The sequence below is a fragment of the Pseudomonas sp. A0308 genome, assembly GCF_044218815.1.
Classification (GTDB): Bacteria; Pseudomonadota; Gammaproteobacteria; order Pseudomonadales; family Pseudomonadaceae; genus Aquipseudomonas; species Aquipseudomonas iridis.
Window position 1 is genome coordinate 896,031 of record NZ_CP162581.1, and the last position, 20,319, is coordinate 916,349.

Here is a 20,319-nt window from a genome sequence, read left to right on the forward strand (position 1 = left end):
GGAGTGCCGAGGCGCTGCGTGGGATGATCGCCCGCCTGGCATGACCACTTCCCGGAGATTCGAATGACATTGTTGAGCAAGAAAGCCGTCGTCCTGTTGCTGGCGGCGGTTGCCGGTCTCGGCGCCATCAACGCTCAGGCCGCCAAGGCCAAGGAAAAAACCGCCACCGAGAAGGTTTCGATGCTGGGCGGCAAATTCGCCTTCACCCTGCCCAAAGGCTTCGTTGCCGAACCGCTGCCGGCCAGTCCGACCGGTGCCACGGGCACGATGTACACCAACCAGACCAGCAAAACCGTGGTCATCGCCGCAGAAAACCAGATCCCCGAAGGCAACAACGTCAAGGACAACGACAGCGAGTTCCTGGACGGCAGCGTGTCCGATTTCATCGAAGCCCAGCGCAAAGCGCTACCGGACTTCAACAAACTCAGCGAAAAAAGCCTGACCCAGAAAGGCACTGGCCTGGGCTTGCGTCAGGTCGACAGCACCGCCAGCCAGGGCGGTGGCCAAACCCTCAACACGACGTTGATGGCGGGTTCCGGCACACGCATGGCGCTGGTTCAGGTGATCTCCCGGGTCAGCGACAAGAAAGGTCACGATGCGCTGGTGAAGACCATCCTCAAGGATTGAGCTGCTGCAACCAGGCGTTCAAGTCCCGCAGTTCGGCCGCACTGATGCTGTGGCCGACGCCGGGATACGCGTGAAACTGCGGTTTGTAATCCAGTTTCTGGAGTAATGCATTGGCCTCAGTACCGAGGTGATACGGCACTGGATCATCGGCCGTGCCGTGACCGATGAAGATGCTCAGCGGCAGCGGTTGTTGCCCTGTCTTCAGCTCTGCCTTCAACACCGGCAATAAACGCCCGCTCAACGCCGCAATACCACCCACCGCCACGGGTGGTCGCAGGCCCACCTCGTAGGTCATCATCGCGCCCTGGCTGAAGCCGATCAGGTACACCTTGTCCGGGGCAGCGTGATATTTCTTCGCCGCTTGCGCGACAAAATCCCGAAGTTTCTGGCCGCTGGTTTTCAGATCATCAGTCTCGCCGTTGTAGGCACCTTCGCCTTTCTTGCGAAACCACTGGAAACGCCCTTCGCCCAACGCCAGCGGTGCCTGCACCGAGAGGTAGTTGTACTGCGCTGGCAGCTGAAATTTCATGCCGATCAGATCGGCTTCATTGCTGCCGTAACCGTGCAGGAAAATCACCAACGGACGTGGATCGGCGTCAGGGTGAACCTGTTCGATGTACTTGAGCGGCAGATCAGATTGCAGTGTGATTTGAGCATGAGCGGCGGTGGACGCCAGGAGGGTCAGCAGAGCAAACGCCTTCAACATAAATCTTCCTTCACCGGGTGCAGGGTTCGGGGGGAGCCTAACATCCTGAAGCGAGGATCCAAATGTTGTGGTGCCGCTGATGCCGCCATCGCTGGCAAGCCAGCTCCCACAGGGATCTATGGTGCTCACATAACCTTGTGGGAGCTGGCTTGCCAGCGATGAGGCCAGCAAATACAGCAAAAATCGGTCAGTCGTTAGTCAATTTACCCGTGCGAAACGGTACCCGCCCCGCCACTTTCGCTTGCCAGATCCCCGGCTCGGTGTAACGCCCGCGATCAATCGCAAACAACACCCCGCTGGTTCCTGCACACACGGTGGTGACGCGATCTTGCAATGGATCCACCACCTCGAACAACGCATCCCCCTGCTCTACCCACTCGCCCGCCGAGCGCAGAAAACTCACCACACCATGGTGCGGCGCGAAGAGGTATTCGGTGCCTTCGAATGGCATGCCTTCGCAGCATTCGCCTGGCGCCGCCGGCCACTCACCGCTGATGAAACCCTGCTCCGCCAGAAACCCGAGAATCGCTTCGCAATTGGCCTGCGCCTGGTCGACCCGGGTATCGCCCATGCTGCCCAGCTCCAACGTGGTCGCAAGGTTGGCCGCTGGAATTGCCGCGTCCGGGAAGGCTCGTGCCAGACGCAGCCACGGCGTCGAACAAGATTCATCGAACGAGCTGCCGCCGGAATCTTCACACAGCAATGCCACGCCAGCCTTCAAGCGCGCCGCCAATGACTGCCACTGCGGCCAGTGCTGGGGCAGCGCATACAGGTGGATTGAGGCTTCGAAATCACAATGCAGATCGAGGGTGATATCGGCATCGCAAGCGTGGCGCAACAACAAACGATGCAGGGCTTGCAGTTGCGAGGCCGGGGCCGGCAGATCATCGAAGACCTGGAGCATGGTCTGGCGGATTAGCGCGATATTGGCGTCGGCATCAGAACCCAGGCGATCACCGACCAACGCTGCCACTGGCGCACTGAGTTCGACAAACGCTCGGTTGAAGTTCTTGCCGCTGCCCAATTCGAAGCGGCCCATGTGATTGCCTTGCAGATGCTGATCGAGTCCGATCGGGTTAGCCACCGGCACCAGTTCAATCACACCTTGCAAACGACCCTGCGCTTCTAGTGCATTCAGGCGTTGCTTGAGTTCCCACGCGGTGCGCATGCCCGGCAGTTCATCGGCGTGCAGGCTGGCCTGGATGTACACCTTGCGGGCACCCGCGCCGTAACGAAACACGCTGAGGGAACGTTCGCTGCCCAAATGGCTCCAGGGCAGAAGATGGTCGATGCGTTGCATAAGAAAACTCCGCGAACTCTGTAGGAGCTTCCGCAGGCTGCGGCAGCTCCTACATTGGAAAGGTGTTGTGCAGGATAAATCATGGGCATAAAAAAAGTGGCCACCGCGCAAACGGGGCCACTTTTTCTACGGCGTATTAATGGCCGTACACGTCAAAGTCGAAGTACTTGTCCTGCACTTTCTTGTACTCGCCGTTGGCGCGGATTTCAGTGATGGCTTTGTTGAACTGCTCAGCCAGGGCCGCATCGCCCTTGCGCACTGCAATCCCGGCGCCGCCGCCGAAGTATTTGGCGTCTTCGTAGGTCGGACCGACGAATTCGAAGCCTTTACCCGCGTCGGTTTTCAGGAAACCGTCGCTGAGGTTGACCGAGTCGGCCAGCATCGCGTCCAGACGGCCAGACGTCATGTCGAGGTTGGCTTCCTGCTGCGAGCCGTAACGCACCAGATCGATCCCGGCCGGCACCAGCACTTCGGTGGCGAAACGGTCGTGGGTACTGGCGCGCAGTACACCGACTTTCTTGCCTTTGAGCTGGGTCAGCGGATCGGTGACATTGGAGCCGGCCTTCATCACGAAGCGGGCCGGTGTGTGGTAGTACTTGATGGTGAAATCGACGTTTTTCTTGCGGTCGTCAGTGATGGTCATCGAGGACAGGATCGCGTCAATTTTCTTCACTTTCAGCGCCGGGATCAGGCCATCGAATTCCTGCTCGACCCAGGTACATTTGACTTTCATCTGCTCACACAGCGCATCGCCGATATCCACGTCGAAACCGGTGAGTTTGCCGTCAGGGGTTTTCATCGAGAATGGCGGATAACCGGCTTCGATACCGATGCGGATCGGTTTGGCGTCTTCGGCCACAGCGGTCAGGGACAACATCGACAGTGCCAGGGCACCGAACATCACTAGCTTCTTCATTTATTACTCCTGTGTGCGGAGGTTTTTATTGGCAGCTTTCGATTCAGCGTTCGGTCATGGCCATATAGCGGCAAAAAACCGAAGTGGTCGGCAGTCTATGGCGGCGCGCACAGGGCAAATTGTTTTTAAGCGACAATTACTTACAGAACTCCGGCGCACTGATTGACCGGGGTCAACAGGTGCGCCGTCGTGGTGCAAAGACTGTAGGACAAGCCCTCAATCGGTACCAAAAATCTCGTGTAGGAGCTGCCGAAGGCTGCGATCTTTTGACTTTGCTTTTTAGAAGCAAGATCAAAAGATCGCAGCCTGCGGCAGCTCCTACAATGGGATCAGCATTCGCAGCCGATTGCGGTTTTGGCGGCTTGCTCAACGCTCAATTGAAAACCTTCGTCGAGCCAACCTGTCACGCCACCGATCATCTCCTTGACCGGGTAATCCAGCGCCGCCAGTTTCACCGCAGCCTTGTTCGCGCCATTGCAATGCGGGCCGGCGCAATAGACCACAAACAGCGTGGTTTTCGGGTAACCCGCCAAACCTTCAACGGTCAGCCGCCGCGTTGGAATATTGATCGCGCCCGGTATATGACCTCGCTCGAAGGCCACTGGTCCGCGAACATCGACCAGCACAAAGTCGACCGCACCGGCCTCAAGACTGCTGAACACGTCGGAACAATCGGTTTCGAACGTCAGACGACTGCTGAAATGCATGAGGGCGATGGCCGACGGGGCGGCAGGGATTTCGCAAACCAGGCTGGTCATAAGGTGTTGCTCCTTCATCTGAGTGGGTGTGAACAGACTTTATCCAGCCAACGCTTATCGCTAAAGTGGCGCACAAGACACCCTCCGGGAATTTTCCGCCAAATGCCCACCTCACCAGGTTTGGTTGCGATTCTGGCCTACGACGGCCTCTGCACATTCGAGTTCGGCATTGCCGTGGAGATCTTCGGGCTCGCCCGGCCGGAGTTCGACTTTGCGTGGTACGAGCATGCAATTGCGGCAGTCGATCAAGGCCCGATGCGCGCCATGGGCGGGATTCAGGTGCTGGCTGACGGAGGGTTAGAGCTGCTGACCGAGGCCCGCACCATCATCATCCCCGGCTGGCGCGACCGGAGTGCTGCGGTGCCTCCACCGTTAATCGACGCACTGTGCCGAGCCCATGCCCGCGGTGCGAGATTGCTGTCGATTTGCTCAGGTGTGTTTGTGCTGGCAGCCACCGGCCTGCTCGACGGCTATGGCGCCACCACTCATTGGCGTTACACAGCGGAACTGGCGCAGCGCTTTCCAGCCATTGCAGTCGATCCGGATGTGCTCTACGTCGACTCCGGCCAGTTGATCACTTCGGCAGGCAGCGCGGCCGGCATCGACGCCTGCCTGCATCTGGTGGCGCGCGACTTTGGCACGCAGGTCGCCAACTCGGTGGCGCGGCGGCTGGTGATGTCGCCGCAGCGTACCGGCGGTCAGGCGCAATTCATTCCGACCCCCGTCAGCCAGACGCCGCGCAACGATCTGTCACGCGTGATGCAATGGGCGCGCGAGCGCTTGCACGAGCCGTTGGAGGTGCGCGACCTGGCGAGTGAAGCAGCGATGAGCGAGCGCACGTTTTTGCGACGCTTTACTGAGGCCAGCGGGCAATCGCCCAAGGCGTGGTTGCAGCATGAGCGGTTGGCGCGGGCGCGGGAGTTGCTGGAGAGCACTGACCAACACACCGAGCAGATTGCCGAGCGCTGCGGTTATCGGTCGGTGGAGAGTTTTCGCGTGGCGTTTCGCGGGGTGGTTGGAGTGCCGCCGTCGGTGTATCGCGAGCGCTTTGGGGGTGGAGTCAGAATCACTTCTTGAGGGGGTTTTCAAGGGCGCAATCGCGACCAGGCTTACTCCTACAGTGGAGCTGTGGTGTGATCGGTCCATGTGAACAATGTTGAAAATCAGCTCACGAAGATATCCCTGTCTGGAACCAAATAACTGGAAATCCGGAGGGCGCTTGATTTATATCGATTTCGATATAATCTTATGACCAGGTGATTGCTGCCATGCCTTGCAACACAACGCCGCACCACGATTTTAGTTGAGCGATTAGGCTTTTCCGGTCAAAACAGGAGAAGTCGATGCCAAGACACAAGGATGTGGTGTTTGTCGGGAGCGCACTCAAGGATCTGAAAGCTTTCCCGATCGATGCTCGCAGAGCTGCGGGATTTCAATTGGATCTATTGCAGCAGGGTGACGAACCCTTTGATTGGCGCCCCGTGAAAACAGTAGGTCGGGGCGTCAACGAAATCAGGATCACTGAGGATTCAGGAGCGTTTCGAGTGTTTTACGTGGTCAACCGACCCGAGGCGATCTATGTGCTGCACGCCATACACAAGACCACCCGCAAAACTGAAACGCGAGATATCGAATTAGCACGCACCAGATACCAGGAAATCATTTAGCCATGAAGGATCATCAAATCGCTTCCCAGCGTTTCTCAAACGTCTGGGACGCTCTGGAAGATACCCCGCAGGAGGCTGCCAATATGCGTTTGCGGGCCAAACTGATGCGCACACTTTGCGAGACCATCCGCGCCTGGGAGCTTCCACAAAAGGATGCAGCGAAAAAACTGGGGATCAGTCAGCCGCGCCTGAACGATGTACTCAATGGCAAGATCGACAAGTTCTCTCTGGATGCGTTGGTCAATCTGTCCGCCGCAGCGAAGCTGGAAGTGGACATCTGTTTCCCGCTAAATCCACCACTACAGTGGGCCTGACAGTCGCCTGCTCTCACAGGCATTGCATCGAACCTGCAGAGCTTGTTCGCGACTACGTCGACACATTCACCGCCGAAAGCCGGAGAGAATAAAGAGTGTATGTGCCCTGAGGTAAACCTCCACAGCATCCAGCGAGTTCAGCAGCTCGCTGGAGGACTCGGTACTGCCCTCATCGTCGTGACGAGTCTTGGCAAGAAGCCCTTTGCAGAGCCGATCGATGATTTGATTTTGATAAAGCACGGGCCACACATCCATTGATCTGTCCTTGATGGGTCAAAACAACGGCAAAGCCAGCCTCAATCCTCCCGCGTCAAAACCTCCAGCAACTCAATCTCGAACACCAGATTCGAATTCGGCGGAATTTTGCCCATGGTTCGTTCCCCGTACCCCAGATGCGCCGGCACCAGCAGTTTGCGTTTACCGCCCACCTGCATGCCCATCAGGCCCTGATCCCAGCCCTTGATCACGCGGCCGGTGCCGATCACACACTGAAATGGTTTGCCACGGCTGTAGGAAGAGTCGAACTCGGTGCCGTCTTCCAGCCAGCCGGTGTATTGGGTGGTGATCAGCGCACCTTTGACGGCAGCTTTGCCCTCGCCCGGTTGCAGGTCGATGATTTGTAGTTCGTTCGTCATGGCTGTTTCACTCAGTCGGGATGGCCCGGTAGGGGCACGGACGGCGTTTTTCGCAGAATTCGTTGCCGATGGCAATGCATGGAACCGAAACACGCATCGCTGCTCACATGTGTATCGACATCGTATTTAGCCAAGGAAGCTCTGATGACCGACTCACGTTTGCTGCGCAGTTTCATTCCGCCGTACATCCTCAATCGCATCATCGCCCACGGTTCGGAGCCGCAACGGACTGCGGCGATGCGCACCCTCAATCATGTGCGCAGCCTGCTGCCCAATCCCGGCCCGCCTTCGCGCCCGTTGGCCCAGGCAATCCTGCCGCCATCGAACAAACCCGGCATCGCACAGCGCAGCATTCATGATGCACAAAACAAAATGCTGCTACCGGGGATGGCGGTGCGGCTGGAAGGCCAACCGGCGACCGGGGACCCGGCGGTCGACGAAGCTTATGAGGCGCTGGGTGCCAGCTATGATTTCTTCTGGAAGGTGTTGGGCCGCGACTCGATCGACAACAACGGGTTTGCCCTGATCGGCAGCGTGCACTACGGTCAAGGCTACGAGAACGCTTTCTGGAACGGCGCTCAGATGGTATTCGGTGATGGCGATGGCGAAATTTTCCAGCGCTTCACCCGCTCGCTTGACGTCATCGCCCACGAACTGGCCCACGGTGTGACGGAAAGCGAAGCCGGTCTCATTTATGCGAACCAATCGGGTGCACTTAACGAATCACTGTCGGATGTGTTCGGCGTGTTGACCAAGCAATATTCGCTCAGCCACACGTCGGAGCAGGCTGACTGGCTGATCGGCGCCGATCTGCTGATGCCACAAATCCACGGAAAGGGGCTGCGCTCAATGTCGCATCCCGGCACGGCGTATGACGACCCTTTGTTGGGCAAGGATCCGCAACCGGATCACATGCGCAAGTTCGTCATTACCACCGAAGACAATGGTGGCGTGCATATCAACTCAGGGATTCCCAACCGGGCGTTCTATCTGGCGGCTCGAACCTTGGGCGGTTTCGCTTGGGAGAAAGCCGGGCGTATCTGGTACGACACGCTGTGCGACAAACGCTTGAGTCAGGACGCAACGTTTGAGGCATTCGCCGGGTTGACGGTCGAAAACGCTGGCAAGCGTTTCGGTGCCAGAGAGGTGACTGCAGTGCGTGAGGCCTGGGCTCAGGTCGGTATCGAATTGGTCTTGGAGGTTGTATGAAAATTCTGCCCGAATTGGGTGACGATTCCGTGGTGCGGGTATCCCGTCAGGGTGGCGTGGCGGCCATTCATAGCCTGAGCCGCCCGCGTGAAATCGAATTTGCGCAATGCGACATCAGCGAACGCAGCCGCATCTGTTCGGTGCTGGAGGGGTGTTTGCCGTTCGATAGCGTTGAAACCGGACGCGGTGACCAGCGCTTCTATCAGATAGAAGTGCGCTACCCGTCCGGCGAAATGGTGCTGAAAGTGCCGGAGGATCAGGCGCCGGGGGATCTGGTGCATCTTTGGGACAAGGGGCAGTTGTTGTAAGCGCGGAACAGCAAAATCAGCCATCCGTGGCTGATCATCTGAAGCGGCTTAACGCTCTACCGGCTGCATCTCGACAATCGTCCCGTTGGTGATCATCACCATCACGTACTGATCTTTGATCTGCACCCACTGCGCTTGCTCAACCGGTGCTTTCAAACCTTTCGCTTTCCAGTTTTTCAAGGCTTTGTCGCTGCGTTGATAAACGTCTGGCGCGCGGTCGTTGATCTTTAGTTCGCGATCGCTGACGGGGGACTGGACGGAGGGATCGTTCGAGGTTTGCGCCGCTTGAACAATCGGGCTGATCCCGGCAATGCCGGCGACCAGGGCCAGGCTGGCGAATAGGGTTTTGCTGTTCATCGGTGAACCTCCAGAGATATGTACTACCTGAACTCCGACTGCGCGGCGGCGAAATCATTCCTTGTTTTTTATTTGGACTGGCAGGGAGATTTCTTTCGTTAGACAGGCCTTCATCGCTGGCAAGCCAGCTCCCACAGGTTTCGATGGCGGTTACAAAACTTGAGCTCCTTACATATCTTTGTGGGAGCTGGCTTGCCAGCGATGGGGACGGCACTTCCAATACATTGCAATGCCCGAAAACACGGCTGTCGCGAGCAGGCGTTTGCGCTAACATGCCGCGCCCCTTTCTGCCGCGTGAACAAGGACATCACCGTGAACAGCACCCTCATTATCATTCTGGTCGTTGCCGGGCTCCTCGCCCTCTATGCCATCAAACTTTTCAACGATCTCGTCGCCCGACGCAACCAGATCAAAAACGCCTTCGCGCAACTGGAAGTACAACTCAAGCGCCGCTACGACCTGATCCCCAATCTGGTGACCACTGCCAAGGGTTACATGGCTCATGAGCGCGAAACGCTTGAAGCGGTGATTGCTGCGCGTAACAGTGCGGTAGCCGGTTTGCAGGCGGCTCAAACGCAGCCGGGTAATGCACAAAATATGGCGCAACTGGGTCAGGCCGACAGCGCATTGAGCAGTGCCATGGGCCGGTTGAATGTCACGGTCGAAGCCTACCCGGATCTCAAAGCCTCACAAAACATGCAGCAACTGAGCGAAGAGCTGAGCAGCACCGAAAACAAAGTCAGTTTCTCCCGCCAGGCCTACAACGATGCGGTGATGACCTACAACACGCTCAAGCAAAGTTTCCCCGCCGCCTTGTTCGCCCCGCTGTTCGGCCACGGTGCCGATGCATCGCCGCTGACGTTTGCCGACAGCGCGGCCATTCAGGAAGCTCCAAAGGTTTCGTTCTGACCCCTGGCCAACGGATGGCGAAATGAATTTTTTTGAACAACAGCGTCAAGCCAAGCGACGCACCCTGCTGCTGATTTTTTTGATGATGCTCGCGGTACTCAGCCTGATCGCGATGTCTTGTCTGCTCATGGTCATTCCGGTCGAGGATGGTGACGGAAACGTCATTATGGATCTGGAGCTGAATCGGCAACTGGTCGGCACCGTGTCGGCGGTGATCATCAGCATTGTGTTGATGGGCAGCCTGTCGAAACACTGGGAGTTGTCCGAGGGCGGCAAAGTGGTTGCGCGGCGTCTCGACGGCCGGCTGATCAACCACAGCGCGCAGACGCTGGAAGAGCAGCGATTGCTCAACGTGGTGGAAGAAATGGCCATCGCTTCCGGCACCGCGGTGCCTTCGGTGTACTTGCTGCCGGATCTGGGCATAAACGCTTTCGCTGCGGGACTCACGCCACAGAATGCGGTCATCGGCGTCACCCAGGGCGCGATCAATCTGCTAACCCGCGAAGAGCTGCAAGGGGTGATCGCCCATGAGTTCAGCCATATCTATAACGGCGACATGCGCCTCAATACGCGACTGGTCGCCATCGTCCACGGGATCATGGTACTGGGGTTGACCGGCTCCTATATCCTCCAGGGCACGGAGCACGTCGGTAAAACGCCAGTGAGTCGCAACAAGTTCGTGGCCATCCCGATGTTGATCGGCTTTGCACTGTTGATTGTCGGTATCACGGGGACGATATTTGGCAATCGGATCAAAGCTGCAATCAGTCGGGAGCGTGAGTTTCTGGCCGATGCCACCGCGGTGCAATACACCCGCAATCCGCAAGGCATCGCCGGTGCGTTGAAGAAAATTGGCGGTTATGAACTCGGCTCGGCCATCAAATCCCCCCGGGCCGAGGAATACAGCCACCTGTATTTCGGGCCGGGCGCCACAAGCTCTGACTCGTTGGCATCGCATCCGGATCTGAATGAGCGAATCCGCCGGGTCGACGCGCAATGGGATGGCAGTTTCAGCAAGATCGCAGCCCCGCTGACCGAGATCCAGCCCACCGTCGTTCTGCCCGTACCCGATGCGTTCGGCGGCGTGCCTGCTGCGGCCATGGCGGTGCTTTACGACATGAACTCGATTCAGGCTTCCGTTGCCGCCATCGGCGCGCCGCAAGCCGAACATCTGATCGAAGCGCGGCGCATGCTGGAAGACATTCCGCAACCGCTCAAAGCGGCAGCACGCACTGTCGACGGTGCGCAGGCCATCGTCTATGGACTGCTGCTGTCGCGCTCGGATTCCTTGCTGGGCGTGCAACTGGAGATACTGCGCGAGGCAATCGACGACAGTATGTTCAGCACCCTGAATCTGCTACGTGAACCTTTGTCGTCGCTCAATCCTGGCCTGCGTCTACCATTGCTGGACCTGGCCATTCCTAGCCTGCAACAACTCGGCAAAAAATCATTCGCCAAGGTCAAGCACAACCTGAATCTGTTGATCGAAGCCGACAACGAAACCGAGCTGCTGGAGTGGACGTTGTTACGGATTGTCGAGCGCAATGTCGAGGGCGCCGCACCTGTGCAATTCAAGTTTGGTTTGTTCCAGTGCGCCGAAGAACTCATGGCGCTGCTCACCGCACTCGCCCGCGCCGGGCAGCAGAACATGCCGGCAGCATCGCAGGCACTGCAATTTGCCTGGCAAGGCCTGACGTTCGAACGGCCACAGGAAATGCGCGTCGAGCTGGAGGAACTGACGGGGCTGGAAGCGGCGATCAAGCGTCTGCGCCACCTCATGCCAGAGGAGCGGCCCGCCCTGCTCAACGCCATGACCCGTTGCGTGATGCACGACGGCGTCGTCACTGTGGCAGAGGCAGAAGTTTTTCGCGCGGTGGCGGATTTGCTCGATTGCCCGCTACCGCCATTGCTGACTGCGCAGGCCTTGCGCTAGCGAGCCTGCTCGTGACGAAGCCAGCGTCGCCTGACCCACCGCCATCGCTGGCAAGCCAGCTCCCACAGGGATCGAAGGTGAACTCACTATTTGTGCACGTTGCAAAGACCTGAGGGCTGGAACGCCAGCCCCAAAAAGGATGGGTAATGCATTCAACAGTTGTGCACACCACAAAACCTGTGGGAGCTGGCTTGCCAGCGATGAGGCCGGCACAGGCAACATCTCCAGCGCCTGAACGCACGCCTTCGCGAGCAGGCTCGCTCCCACTGATGATCGCAATGCCAGCCCATTGATCCACTTTCAGCATCAATCCATGCCAACAATGCAATTAACAGATTGTTACATCTGCGCCACCATCCGCCTCAATAAAAACCGTGCGCCGCCTCCCCGTAGCGCACGTCATAAAAGCGGTGGAGTTCTTTTCTATGACAGCCTCAATCCCACACGGCGGCTCACGGGCCGGTGCCATTTTCCGAGTGACCTCGGGTAACTTCCTCGAACAGTTCGACTTCTTTCTGTTCGGCTTCTACGCCACCCAGATCGCGGCGGTGTTCTTTCCGGCGAGCAGTGAATTCGCCTCCCTGATGATGACCTTTGCAGTGTTTGGCGCAGGCTTCCTGATGCGTCCGCTGGGGGCGATTGTGCTTGGCGCCTACATCGATGATGTCGGTCGGCGCAAAGGGTTGATTGTCACCCTGTCGATCATGGCCAGCGGCACGATATTGATTGTATTGGTGCCCGGTTACGAAACCATCGGCCTGTTCGCCCCGGCGCTGGTATTGATCGGGCGACTGTTGCAGGGTTTCTCGGCCGGTGCGGAATTGGGTGGCGTGTCGGTGTATCTCTCCGAGATCGCCACACCGGGCCGCAAAGGTTTTTTCACCGCGTGGCAATCAGCGAGTCAGCAAGTGGCGATCATCGTCGCGGCTGCCTTGGGTTACGCCCTGAACGCGTGGATGGCGCCGGAAGTGGTTGCCGATTGGGGCTGGCGGATTCCGTTTTTCATCGGCTGCATGATCGTCCCGTTCATCTTTTTCCTGCGCCGTAATCTGGCGGAAACCGAGGAGTTCGCCGCACGCAAGCACCGCCCGAGCATGGGCGAAGTGTTCCGCACCCTCGGCCAGAACTGGGGCGTGGTACTCGGCGGGATGCTGATGGTCGCCCTGACCACCACCGCGTTTTACCTGATCACCGTGTACGCGCCGACCTTCGGCAAAACCGTGCTGCATCTGAGCACGTCCGATGCGTTGCTGGTGACGCTGTTGGTGGGTGTGTCGAACTTCTTTTGGCTGCCGATCGGCGGCATGTTGTCCGACCGCATCGGTCGTCGTCCGGTGCTGATCGCGATGTCGCTGCTGGCCCTGGCCACGACCTATCCGGCGCTGTCGTACCTGGTGCAATCACCGAGTTTCAGCCACATGCTGCTGTCGCTGTTGTGGCTGTCGTTTATTTACGGTTTGTACAACGGCGCGATGATTCCGGCGCTTACCGAGATCATGCCGGTGGAAGTACGCGTCGCCGGTTTCTCCCTCGCCTACAGCCTGGCCACAGCGATTTTCGGCGGTTTCACGCCGGCGATGTCGACCTTCCTGATTCAGTACACCGGCGACAAAGCCGCGCCGGGCTACTGGATGAGCATCGGCGCGCTGTGCGCGTTGCTCGCGACGCTTTACCTCTATCGCCGCGCGGGCGGCCGTCTGCAACCGGCTACTGCATAAGGAACCACGACCATGAAAAAACTGTTGAATCTGGGCGCCCTCGCCCTCCTCGCTTTCAGCGCCCTGGCGCACGCCGAACAAGTAAACGTGATGACCTCGGGCGGCTTCACGGCGGCCTATAAAATCCTCGGCCCGAAATTCGCCGCGGCCACGGGCAACACCCTCGACACCCAGTTCGGCCCGTCGATGGGCAAGGCGCCAGAGGCAATTCCCAATCGCCTCGCGCGTGGCGAGCATGCCGACGTGGTGATCATGGTCGGCTACGCCCTCGACGAATTGATCAAACAAGGCAAGGTCGACCCGGCGTCGCGGGTAGAACTGGCGGACTCGCGGATCGGCCTGGTGGTACGCGCTGGCGCGCCGAAACCGGACATCAGCAACGTCGAGAGCCTGAAGAAAACCCTGCTTGACGCGCAATCGGTGGCGTACTCCGACAGCGCCAGCGGCGTGTACATCGAGCAGCAGTTGTTCAAGAAACTCGGCATCGAAGATCAGTTGAAACCGAAGGCGAAGATGATCGCGAAAATCCCCGTGGGCTCGGTGGTTGCCACGGGTGATTATCAACTGGGCTTCCAGCAGGTCAGCGAATTGCTGCCGGTGCCAGGCGTGAGTTTCGTGGCGAAGATTCCAGAGTCGGTGCAGTCGGTGACGCGCTTCGCTGCGGGGATTCCGGTCAACGCGCAACATCCCGCCGAGGCCAAAGCGTTACTCGCCTACCTCGCTGCGCCGGCCGCACAGGCTGACGTGCTGGCGACCGGGCTGGATTCGGTCAAGCGTTGATAATCGGCGGCTGGACTTTCATTTCCACCACCAGCCGCTCCAGTTCAAGTGCCGCCGGGGTCAGCGTGCGATCCCGGCGCTTGATAATGCCAACACTGCGCATCACTTGCGGATCCGTCAGCGGTATCCGCGTCAGGATCGGATGATCCGGCCCCGGCATCGCCATCAGCGGCACCGCCGCTACGCCCAACCCTGCCTCCACCAGGCCAATCATCGTCGTCACATGCCGGGTTTCGCAGATGCTCTGACGCTGCGGCACCACGCTGCTCAAGGCCTGATCGAGTAAAAAGCGGTTGCCGGAAGTCTTGTCCAGCGAGATGTAATCCTGCTGGTAGAACTCGTCCCACGTCACGCTGTTGCGCCCGGCCAACGGGTGATCGCGACGACACGCCACGACATAGCACTCCTGCACAAGTGGTTCGAAGTCGACTTTGGCATCCTGCGTGCCCATAAAACTCAAACCGAAATCGGCCTCGCCATTGACCACGGCGCTCAATACGTCGTGGGCGCTGGAGTCGAGGACTTTGACCTTGATGCGCGGGAACTGCTGGTGATAGCGGGCAACCACACGCGGCATGAAGTAGTACGCGGCAGAGGGCACGCAAGCGACGGTGACGTGGCCCAGTCGGGTCGAAGCAACTTCGCTGATGCCCAGCAGTGCAACGTCCAGATCGTCCAGCAAACGTTCGACACTCGGCATGAAACCGCGTCCGGCCTGGGTCAGGCTGACTTTGCGCGTAGTGCGCTCGAACAGTTTCACGCCAAGGGCGTCTTCGAGCTTCTCGATGCGTCGACTCAAGGCCGGTTGCGAGAGTCGCACGGTGTCGGCGGCTTTGCGAAAACTGCCCTGCTCGACCACGGCGCGAAAGGCTTGCAGGTCGTTAAGGTCGAAGTTGATGGCCATGGCGGGACTCGGGGATTGATTCGCTTGGGTTATAAATGTAACCAATTGATGCAATATGTTACAGATCTCAATCGCTCCTACGGGGGGATTGTTTTGATCATCCGAATCAGGGGGATTTGGTTTGACGAGGTTTCAGCCTTTATCCTTGTCGCCCCCCCCGCCGTGCCGTTGTCAGGAGTAAACCCATGCCCCATGAAGGCAATTTGTTGCAAGCCGCTGTTGTTTTTCTGCTCGCGGCGGTGCTCACCGTGCCCTTGGCCAAACGTCTGCAATTGGGCGCGGTGCTTGGTTATCTGTTTGCCGGGGTGATCATCGGCCCGTCGGTGCTGGGCCTGATCGGCAACCCGCAGAGCGTGGCGCACATCTCGGAGCTGGGCGTGGTGTTGCTGCTGTTCATCATTGGCCTTGAGCTGTCGCCGCGACGCTTGTGGGTGATGCGCAAATCGGTGTTCGGTGTCGGTCTGGCGCAGGTGCTGCTGACCGCGTCGGTGATTGGCGTGCTGGCGTTGGCCGTGTTCGGTCAGCCGCTGAACAGCGCGATCGTGCTGGGCCTCGGTCTGGCGCTGTCGTCCACCGCGTTCGGCCTGCAAAGCCTTGCCGAGCGCAAGGAGCTGACCAGCCCCCACGGGCGCCTGGCGTTTGCCATTCTGCTGTTTCAGGACATCGCCGCGATCCCGTTGATCGCGCTGGTGCCGATGCTCGCTGGTGTCGATCATCACACCAGCACTGCCGACGATGTACGGCATAGTTTGCAGGTGCTCGGTGGTATTGCTGTGGTGGTGATCGGCGGGCGCTATCTGTTGCGGCCGGTGTTTCGCGTGGTGGCGAAAACCGGTCTGCCGGAAGTGTCGACGGCAACCGCGCTACTGGTGGTGATCGGCACCGCGTGGCTGATGGATCTGGTCGGTGTGTCGATGGCACTGGGGGCATTTCTTGCCGGTTTGCTGCTGGCCGATTCTGAATATCGCCATGAACTGGAAGCGCAGATCGAACCGTTCAAAGGCCTACTGCTCGGGCTGTTTTTCATCAGCGTCGGCATGGGTGCCAATCTGAGTCTGTTGCTCAGCGCACCGATTACCGTGCTGGGGCTGACGCTGTTGTTGATCGGCTTGAAACTGCCATTGCTGTTTGTGGTGGGACGTCTGGCCGGTGGCTTGAACAAGGTCAGTGCGATTCGACTCGGCATCGTGCTCGCGGCAGGGGGTGAGTTCGCGTTTGTGGTGTTCAAGATCGGGCGCGATCAGGGTCTGTTCGAGCCGCGTCTGTATGACCTGCTGGTGCTGACTATCACCCTGTCGATGGCCGTGACGCCGTTGTTGCTGTTGCTTTGCGCAAGGCTGGTCAGCCCAAAAGTGCAACCGGTGGAAGTACCTGAGAAATTCCGCGCGATCGACACGGACACGCCGCGCGTGGTGATCGCCGGCATGGGCCGGATGGGGCAGATCGTTGCGCGGATTCTGCGGGCGCAGAACATCAAGTTTGTCGCCCTCGACACCTCGGTGGAAACCATCGAACTGTCACGCAGTTTCGGTGGTGTGCCGGTGTTTTATGGCGACCCGATGCGCCCGGAAATTCTGCACGCAGCCAAGGTCGGTGAGGCGGAATATTTTGTGATCGCCACGGATGATCCGGAGACGAATATCAAGACCGCCGAGGTGGTGCGCAAGCTCTACCCGCACATGAAGATCATCGCCCGGGCCCGTAACCGTCAGCACGTTCACCGCTTGGTGGATGTTGGCGCCGAGGCGATTCGTGAAACGTACTACTCAAGTCTGGAAATGAGCCGGCGCACGCTGGTTGGCCTCGGGCTGACCCAGGCCCAGGCCGATGCGCGGATCAAACGCTTCAAGCACCACGATGAACAGGTGCTGGAGGCGCAACACGCGGTGTACGACGACGCAGCCAAAGTCCTGCAAACCGCCCAGGAAGCCCGGGCGGAACTGGCGCGGTTGTTTGAGTCGGATCAGCTTGAAGAAGAATCGCGCAAAACCTGAGAGATCAGGCGCCGCGCAGACCGCCATCGCTGGCAAGCCAGCTCCCACAGGATTCAGCGTCGTATACAAAATTTCGATACGACTCGGCCACTGTGGGAGCTGGCTTGCCAGCGAAGAGGCCGGCCTGTTCAACATCAATCTTGCTCAGGTCAGGCAGGTTCTAACTCGAGCGTCTGCTTGACCGCCGCAGTCTCGAAGCGATCCGCCAGAAACGGCGTGATGTCCAATGGCAGCGGCTCGTCGTTGACCATTTTATCCAGCAGCACACCGGTAATGGCCGAGGTCAGAATCCCGGTACGGAAGTGCCCGCACGCATTCAGATATCCCTCCACGCCACGCATTCGCCCAAGAATCGGCAACTCATCCGGCGAACCTGGGCGCAGTCCCGCCCAGGTGCGTTTGAGGTTGACGTGCGCAAGCTCCGGCAGGCAGCGCACCGCCCCCTGCACCAGCCCGGCGATTTCCGGGTAGGTGGTGGTGACGTCGAAGCCTTTGTCTTCGGTGGTGCTGCCGATGAGGATCTCGCCGTTGTCCTTTTGCGCCACGTAGCAGTCGCTGGTGGTCAGGCAGCCGTTGAGGATTTTCGGCATGCGCTCGGTCAGCAGAATCTGCCCTTTCACCGGTTTCACCGGAATGCGGATGCCGGTCGCCCATTCGCTCAGGTCCGCCGCCCAGGCACCGCTGGCGTTGATCAGCGTCTTGCAGTGGAACACGCCCTCCTCGGCCGTTTGTACGCCGGTGACCCGCGTGCCGTGGTGCAACACGCCGGTGACGTTGGTGTTGACGAAGATATCGACGCCATTCTGCCGCGCGCCTTCCATGTAGGCGTCGGCGAGGCGGAACGGGCTGACCTGATGGTCGCAGAGAAACTCCAGCGCCCCGCGTGCTTCATGACTCACGCTGGGCTCGGCTTCGCGCAGTGCGGCTTGATCGAGCCAGCGCACCTGATCGGCCAAATGCGGAATGCAGCCGACGATATGTTCGGCGTAGAGGCGGTCTTCATCGTCATAAATCACGAATTTGAGCCCGGTCTTTTCGAACTTGAAATCCATGCCGTGATTGTCTTTCAGTTCACGGTGCAGCGCCGGGTACAGCGCGTTGGACTGCAAGGCGAAATCAAAGAACGACTCTGGCAGGATATGCGGCGTGCTGGCGTCCACTGCCACCGCCGCGCCCTGGGTTTCGCGCTTGCGGTTGGCCGACATCATGCGGAAGAAAATCACCCCGCACCCCAGGCCCACCGACTCGCCGATCGCCCACAAACCACCGGCTGACGCGCGGGTCGCGTTGCCCGGACGCTTGGCGTCGATCAAGGCCACCTTGAGGTTTTCGCGTTTGGACAATTGATAGGCGCAGGACGCCCCGATCACACCACCGCCGGCGATGACCACGTCGTAGAACTTACTCATGGGTAGCGGCCTCCGTGCCGACAGACTGGAATGCGGAAAAAGGAATCGGATCAATCGGGAAGCGCGGGCGCAGCCAGCCGACATCCTGGCGTCCGGTGGACTGGCGCAAGCGGTCGCTGCAGTAGCCAACGCACATCCGCCCCTGACAGTCGCCCATGCTCACGCGGGTGCGCATTTTCAGGCTGGCAATGTCTTGCACGCCCTGCTCCAGCGCCAGATCGATGTCGGCGCGGGTCGCGTGTTCGCAGCGGCAAATCACTGTGTCGGCGTTCGGCAATGCGGTCTGGCCAACACCACGTTCGGTGTAACGATCCACCGCCGCGCGAAAACGCACGATGGATTTGAGTTTGCCCAGATAGCGGTCGCGTCGAACCTGCGCCAGATCCGCGTCGAGCACACCGCGTTGCAGCAGGATGGATGTCGCCGCGATCTTGCCGGCCAGCATCGCCGCTTCACCACCGCGAATCCCGCCCATGTCGCCGGCCAGATGGATATGAGGCTGGTTGCTCTGCTGCCAGACATTTGAATGGGCGCGCAGATAACCGTCGTCGCTGAAGCCATGATCCAGGCCCATTTGCTGACTGAGTTGCGTGCGCGGAATAAAGCCGTAACCGACCGCCAGGGTCTGTGCCTCGAAGCGCTCGACACGGGACATGTCCGGCGTCCAGCTCTGCGAGTACGGCGCGACACTGACGCTTTTCAGTTCGCCTTCGCCGTGGGCTTCGACCACACCCCAGCCGTAGTTCATCGCGATGCCGTGCAGTTTCAGGTAGGCGAGCATGCTCAAGCCGTCGAGGAACAATTGCGGCTTGTTCAGCAACGCCAGGCTTTCGCGGGCGATCTTGCCGAACGCGCAGGCCTCATACACACCTGCGACTTTGACGCCCGACGCATGCAGTTGCGTCGCCACCAACGGCAGCAGTGGGCCGGTCCCCGCGATAATCACCGGGCCTCGCGGTTTGACCACGCCACTTTTGATTTGCAGTTGCAGGCCACCGAGCAGAATCACCCCAGGCAGGGTCCAGCCGGGAAACGGCACGCTGCGCTCATGGCACCCGGCCGACAGCAACAACTGTGGATACTCGATCTCGTGAAGCTGCTCGTCAGCGTCCAGCACTACCAGCGCGCGGGTGCCTTCGGCGCCGACCACGCGGTGATTGAGGCGCACGTCGATCAACCCCGATTGCTCCAGGAAATCACCGTGCAGTTTGCCCAGCGCTTCGGAGTAACGTGGCCCGAGATAATCCAGCTGCACGCCGTCACGCAGCGGCCCGCGATAGACCACACCACCAAGGCGCGACGCCTCTTCCAGCAAGGTGCAGCGCACGCCATGGCGCGCCAGTTCGATGGCCGCCGCCATCCCCGCCGGACCACCGCCGACGATCACCGGTTGCAGGCTCATACGACCTCCTGCCCGGCGATGCGGTTGACCTGGGTTTCGATCTGCATGCCATCACGCACGACGGTCTGGCAGGCACGGCGTTTATGCCGGCCATTGATTTTCACCAGGCAGCACTGGCACACGCCCATGCCGCAGTACGCGCCGCTGATCTGATCATGATCGTTGCGCGCAATCTGGCGCACGCCGAGGGACTGGATAACGCTGAGGACGGTTTCGCCGATGGCGGCAGTGACCGGTTGACCGTTGATGTGCACGGTCATATCCGCCTGCGCCAAGGGCTGGATATCGAAGGTTCTTTCTAGGCAGTGCATTGCGATGTTCATCCGTGAAAAGGTTCGGTTGAGGTTGTGTCAGCTCCTTGCTGCACTACACCTTGCGTCCCGTTTGATTCTTGGCTCGGGCGGGCTCGCGAGGTACTCCGTCAGCGCAACGAGGTGCGCGCGAGAACAATGTAGTTCATGTTTTAGCAAAGG

22 protein-coding genes are annotated in these 20,319 nt (G+C 59.4%); 11 read left to right on the forward strand and 11 right to left on the reverse strand.

The genetic code is table 11. The features are described 5' to 3' along the window. The first annotated feature begins 63 nt into the window (after nt 1-63). Entirely contained in the window at nt 64-627 is a 564-nt protein-coding gene (locus AB4P92_RS04120) for a hypothetical protein (protein WP_042559697.1), read from the forward strand. On the opposite strand, the gene AB4P92_RS04125 is transcribed toward AB4P92_RS04120, so the two are convergent. The 4 genes from AB4P92_RS04125 to AB4P92_RS04140 form a co-directional block, all read right to left on the reverse strand. Continuing rightward, a complete protein-coding gene (locus tag AB4P92_RS04125; RefSeq protein WP_395598936.1) occupies nt 617-1,333 on the reverse strand; it encodes an alpha/beta hydrolase in 717 nt (238 codons plus the stop codon). The two genes, AB4P92_RS04120 and AB4P92_RS04125, sit on opposite strands and share 11 nt — an antisense overlap. Nucleotides 1,334-1,520: 187 nt before the next feature. Then, nucleotides 1,521-2,633 (reverse strand): succinylglutamate desuccinylase/aspartoacylase family protein, encoded by a 1,113-nt coding sequence (locus tag AB4P92_RS04130; RefSeq protein ID WP_210624991.1) that lies wholly within the window; start codon nt 2,631-2,633, stop codon nt 1,521-1,523. A gap of 136 nt (nt 2,634-2,769) precedes the next feature. Beyond that, a complete protein-coding gene (locus AB4P92_RS04135; RefSeq protein ID WP_115146805.1) occupies nt 2,770-3,549 on the reverse strand; it encodes an ABC transporter substrate-binding protein in 780 nt (259 codons plus the stop codon). Between the two features lie 329 nt (nt 3,550-3,878). Continuing rightward, entirely contained in the window at nt 3,879-4,307 is a 429-nt protein-coding gene (locus AB4P92_RS04140) for a rhodanese-like domain-containing protein (protein WP_115146804.1), read from the reverse strand. 102 nt (nt 4,308-4,409) lie between these two features. Between AB4P92_RS04140 and ftrA the strand changes: the two genes are divergently transcribed. The 3 genes from ftrA (at nt 4,410) to AB4P92_RS04155 (ending at nt 6,288) form a co-directional block, all read left to right on the forward strand. Continuing rightward, nucleotides 4,410-5,384: a transcriptional regulator FtrA gene (gene ftrA / locus AB4P92_RS04145; RefSeq protein WP_395598937.1), complete on the forward strand. Its 975-nt coding sequence runs from the start codon at nt 4,410-4,412 to the stop codon at nt 5,382-5,384. Between the two features lie 266 nt (nt 5,385-5,650). Beyond that, nucleotides 5,651-5,974 (forward strand): type II toxin-antitoxin system RelE/ParE family toxin, encoded by a 324-nt coding sequence (locus tag AB4P92_RS04150; RefSeq protein WP_115146802.1) that lies wholly within the window; start codon nt 5,651-5,653, stop codon nt 5,972-5,974. Nucleotides 5,975-5,976: 2 nt separating this feature from the next. Next, a complete protein-coding gene (locus AB4P92_RS04155) occupies nt 5,977-6,288 on the forward strand; it encodes a helix-turn-helix domain-containing protein (protein ID WP_047300601.1) in 312 nt (103 codons plus the stop codon). Nucleotides 6,289-6,354: 66 nt separating this feature from the next. Here AB4P92_RS04155 and AB4P92_RS04160 read toward each other — a convergent pair whose 3' ends face one another. Both AB4P92_RS04160 and AB4P92_RS04165 read right to left on the reverse strand, forming a co-directional pair. Beyond that, nucleotides 6,355-6,543, reverse strand: coding sequence for a hypothetical protein (locus AB4P92_RS04160; protein WP_395598938.1), 189 nt, complete (start codon nt 6,541-6,543; stop codon nt 6,355-6,357). Between the two features lie 41 nt (nt 6,544-6,584). Next, nucleotides 6,585-6,923, reverse strand: coding sequence for an FKBP-type peptidyl-prolyl cis-trans isomerase (locus AB4P92_RS04165; RefSeq protein ID WP_210624988.1), 339 nt, complete (start codon nt 6,921-6,923; stop codon nt 6,585-6,587). Between the two features lie 144 nt (nt 6,924-7,067). Between AB4P92_RS04165 and AB4P92_RS04170 the strand changes: the two genes are divergently transcribed. Together AB4P92_RS04170 and AB4P92_RS04175 are read left to right on the forward strand one after the other, a co-directional pair. Continuing rightward, the gene (locus AB4P92_RS04170) at nt 7,068-8,132 is read left to right on the forward strand and encodes a M4 family metallopeptidase (protein WP_395598939.1); all 1,065 of its coding nucleotides are present in this window, start codon (nt 7,068-7,070) and stop codon (nt 8,130-8,132) included. Then, the gene (locus AB4P92_RS04175) at nt 8,129-8,440 is read left to right on the forward strand and encodes a protealysin inhibitor emfourin (protein ID WP_395598940.1); all 312 of its coding nucleotides are present in this window, start codon (nt 8,129-8,131) and stop codon (nt 8,438-8,440) included. Before AB4P92_RS04170 ends, AB4P92_RS04175 begins: the two co-directional genes overlap by 4 nt. 48 nt (nt 8,441-8,488) lie before the next feature. Here AB4P92_RS04175 and AB4P92_RS04180 read toward each other — a convergent pair whose 3' ends face one another. Further along, complete coding sequence (locus tag AB4P92_RS04180; RefSeq protein WP_042559713.1) at nt 8,489-8,797, reverse strand: RcnB family protein; 309 nt, start codon at nt 8,795-8,797, stop codon at nt 8,489-8,491. Nucleotides 8,798-9,109: 312 nt separating this feature from the next. Between AB4P92_RS04180 and AB4P92_RS04185 the strand changes: the two genes are divergently transcribed. The 4 genes from AB4P92_RS04185 (at nt 9,110) to AB4P92_RS04200 (ending at nt 14,137) form a co-directional block, all read left to right on the forward strand. Then, on the forward strand, nt 9,110-9,706 hold the full coding sequence (locus tag AB4P92_RS04185) for a LemA family protein (protein WP_395598941.1): 597 nt from the start codon (nt 9,110-9,112) through the stop codon (nt 9,704-9,706). A 22-nt stretch (nt 9,707-9,728) separates the two neighbouring features. Next, nucleotides 9,729-11,639: a M48 family metallopeptidase gene (locus tag AB4P92_RS04190; protein WP_395598942.1), complete on the forward strand. Its 1,911-nt coding sequence runs from the start codon at nt 9,729-9,731 to the stop codon at nt 11,637-11,639. A gap of 425 nt (nt 11,640-12,064) precedes the next feature. Further along, the gene (locus tag AB4P92_RS04195; protein WP_042559715.1) at nt 12,065-13,357 is read left to right on the forward strand and encodes an MFS transporter; all 1,293 of its coding nucleotides are present in this window, start codon (nt 12,065-12,067) and stop codon (nt 13,355-13,357) included. A gap of 12 nt (nt 13,358-13,369) precedes the next feature. Beyond that, nucleotides 13,370-14,137 (forward strand): substrate-binding domain-containing protein, encoded by a 768-nt coding sequence (locus tag AB4P92_RS04200; protein ID WP_261736813.1) that lies wholly within the window; start codon nt 13,370-13,372, stop codon nt 14,135-14,137. On the opposite strand, the gene AB4P92_RS04205 is transcribed toward AB4P92_RS04200, so the two are convergent. Then, nucleotides 14,127-15,041: a LysR family transcriptional regulator gene (locus AB4P92_RS04205; protein ID WP_042559717.1), complete on the reverse strand. Its 915-nt coding sequence runs from the start codon at nt 15,039-15,041 to the stop codon at nt 14,127-14,129. The two genes, AB4P92_RS04200 and AB4P92_RS04205, sit on opposite strands and share 11 nt — an antisense overlap. A 185-nt stretch (nt 15,042-15,226) precedes the next feature. Between AB4P92_RS04205 and AB4P92_RS04210 the strand changes: the two genes are divergently transcribed. Then, complete coding sequence (locus tag AB4P92_RS04210) at nt 15,227-17,035, forward strand: monovalent cation:proton antiporter-2 (CPA2) family protein (protein ID WP_261736812.1); 1,809 nt, start codon at nt 15,227-15,229, stop codon at nt 17,033-17,035. A gap of 149 nt (nt 17,036-17,184) precedes the next feature. On the opposite strand, the gene hcnC is transcribed toward AB4P92_RS04210, so the two are convergent. The 3 genes from hcnC to AB4P92_RS04225 are packed head-to-tail and all read right to left on the reverse strand — an operon-like array spanning nt 17,185 to nt 20,157. Continuing rightward, entirely contained in the window at nt 17,185-18,444 is a 1,260-nt protein-coding gene (hcnC, locus tag AB4P92_RS04215) for a cyanide-forming glycine dehydrogenase subunit HcnC (RefSeq protein ID WP_395598943.1), read from the reverse strand. After that, on the reverse strand, nt 18,437-19,846 hold the full coding sequence (gene hcnB, locus AB4P92_RS04220; RefSeq protein ID WP_395598944.1) for a cyanide-forming glycine dehydrogenase subunit HcnB: 1,410 nt from the start codon (nt 19,844-19,846) through the stop codon (nt 18,437-18,439). Before hcnB ends, hcnC begins: the two co-directional genes overlap by 8 nt. Beyond that, nucleotides 19,843-20,157 carry a (2Fe-2S)-binding protein gene (locus tag AB4P92_RS04225; RefSeq protein ID WP_042562120.1) on the reverse strand — a complete coding sequence of 105 codons (315 nt, stop codon included), beginning with the start codon at nt 20,155-20,157 and terminating at the stop codon, nt 19,843-19,845. Before AB4P92_RS04225 ends, hcnB begins: the two co-directional genes overlap by 4 nt. Between the last annotated feature and the right edge of the window lie 162 nt (nt 20,158-20,319).

Bases quoted from the DNA above. Each gene is read 5' to 3' on its own strand.
- AB4P92_RS04190 (WP_395598942.1), top strand. From the start codon at position 9,729: ATGAATTTTTTTGAACAACAGCGTCAAGCCAAGCGACGCACCCTGCTG.
- hcnC (WP_395598943.1), bottom strand. From the start codon at position 18,444: ATGAGTAAGTTCTACGACGTGGTCATCGCCGGCGGTGGTGTGATCGGG.
- AB4P92_RS04175 (WP_395598940.1), top strand. From the start codon at position 8,129: ATGAAAATTCTGCCCGAATTGGGTGACGATTCCGTGGTGCGGGTATCC.
- AB4P92_RS04205 (WP_042559717.1), bottom strand. From the start codon at position 15,041: ATGGCCATCAACTTCGACCTTAACGACCTGCAAGCCTTTCGCGCCGTG.
- AB4P92_RS04165 (WP_210624988.1), bottom strand. From the start codon at position 6,923: ATGACGAACGAACTACAAATCATCGACCTGCAACCGGGCGAGGGCAAA.
- AB4P92_RS04130 (WP_210624991.1), bottom strand. From the start codon at position 2,633: ATGCAACGCATCGACCATCTTCTGCCCTGGAGCCATTTGGGCAGCGAA.
- AB4P92_RS04120 (WP_042559697.1), top strand. From the start codon at position 64: ATGACATTGTTGAGCAAGAAAGCCGTCGTCCTGTTGCTGGCGGCGGTT.
- AB4P92_RS04195 (WP_042559715.1), top strand. From the start codon at position 12,065: ATGACAGCCTCAATCCCACACGGCGGCTCACGGGCCGGTGCCATTTTC.
- AB4P92_RS04225 (WP_042562120.1), bottom strand. From the start codon at position 20,157: ATGCACTGCCTAGAAAGAACCTTCGATATCCAGCCCTTGGCGCAGGCG.
- AB4P92_RS04150 (WP_115146802.1), top strand. From the start codon at position 5,651: ATGCCAAGACACAAGGATGTGGTGTTTGTCGGGAGCGCACTCAAGGAT.
- AB4P92_RS04140 (WP_115146804.1), bottom strand. From the start codon at position 4,307: ATGACCAGCCTGGTTTGCGAAATCCCTGCCGCCCCGTCGGCCATCGCC.
- AB4P92_RS04210 (WP_261736812.1), top strand. From the start codon at position 15,227: ATGCCCCATGAAGGCAATTTGTTGCAAGCCGCTGTTGTTTTTCTGCTC.
- AB4P92_RS04155 (WP_047300601.1), top strand. From the start codon at position 5,977: ATGAAGGATCATCAAATCGCTTCCCAGCGTTTCTCAAACGTCTGGGAC.
- ftrA (WP_395598937.1), top strand. From the start codon at position 4,410: ATGCCCACCTCACCAGGTTTGGTTGCGATTCTGGCCTACGACGGCCTC.
- AB4P92_RS04125 (WP_395598936.1), bottom strand. From the start codon at position 1,333: ATGTTGAAGGCGTTTGCTCTGCTGACCCTCCTGGCGTCCACCGCCGCT.
- AB4P92_RS04160 (WP_395598938.1), bottom strand. From the start codon at position 6,543: ATGGATGTGTGGCCCGTGCTTTATCAAAATCAAATCATCGATCGGCTC.
- AB4P92_RS04170 (WP_395598939.1), top strand. From the start codon at position 7,068: ATGACCGACTCACGTTTGCTGCGCAGTTTCATTCCGCCGTACATCCTC.
- hcnB (WP_395598944.1), bottom strand. From the start codon at position 19,846: ATGAGCCTGCAACCGGTGATCGTCGGCGGTGGTCCGGCGGGGATGGCG.
- AB4P92_RS04135 (WP_115146805.1), bottom strand. From the start codon at position 3,549: ATGAAGAAGCTAGTGATGTTCGGTGCCCTGGCACTGTCGATGTTGTCC.
- AB4P92_RS04180 (WP_042559713.1), bottom strand. From the start codon at position 8,797: ATGAACAGCAAAACCCTATTCGCCAGCCTGGCCCTGGTCGCCGGCATT.
- AB4P92_RS04200 (WP_261736813.1), top strand. From the start codon at position 13,370: ATGAAAAAACTGTTGAATCTGGGCGCCCTCGCCCTCCTCGCTTTCAGC.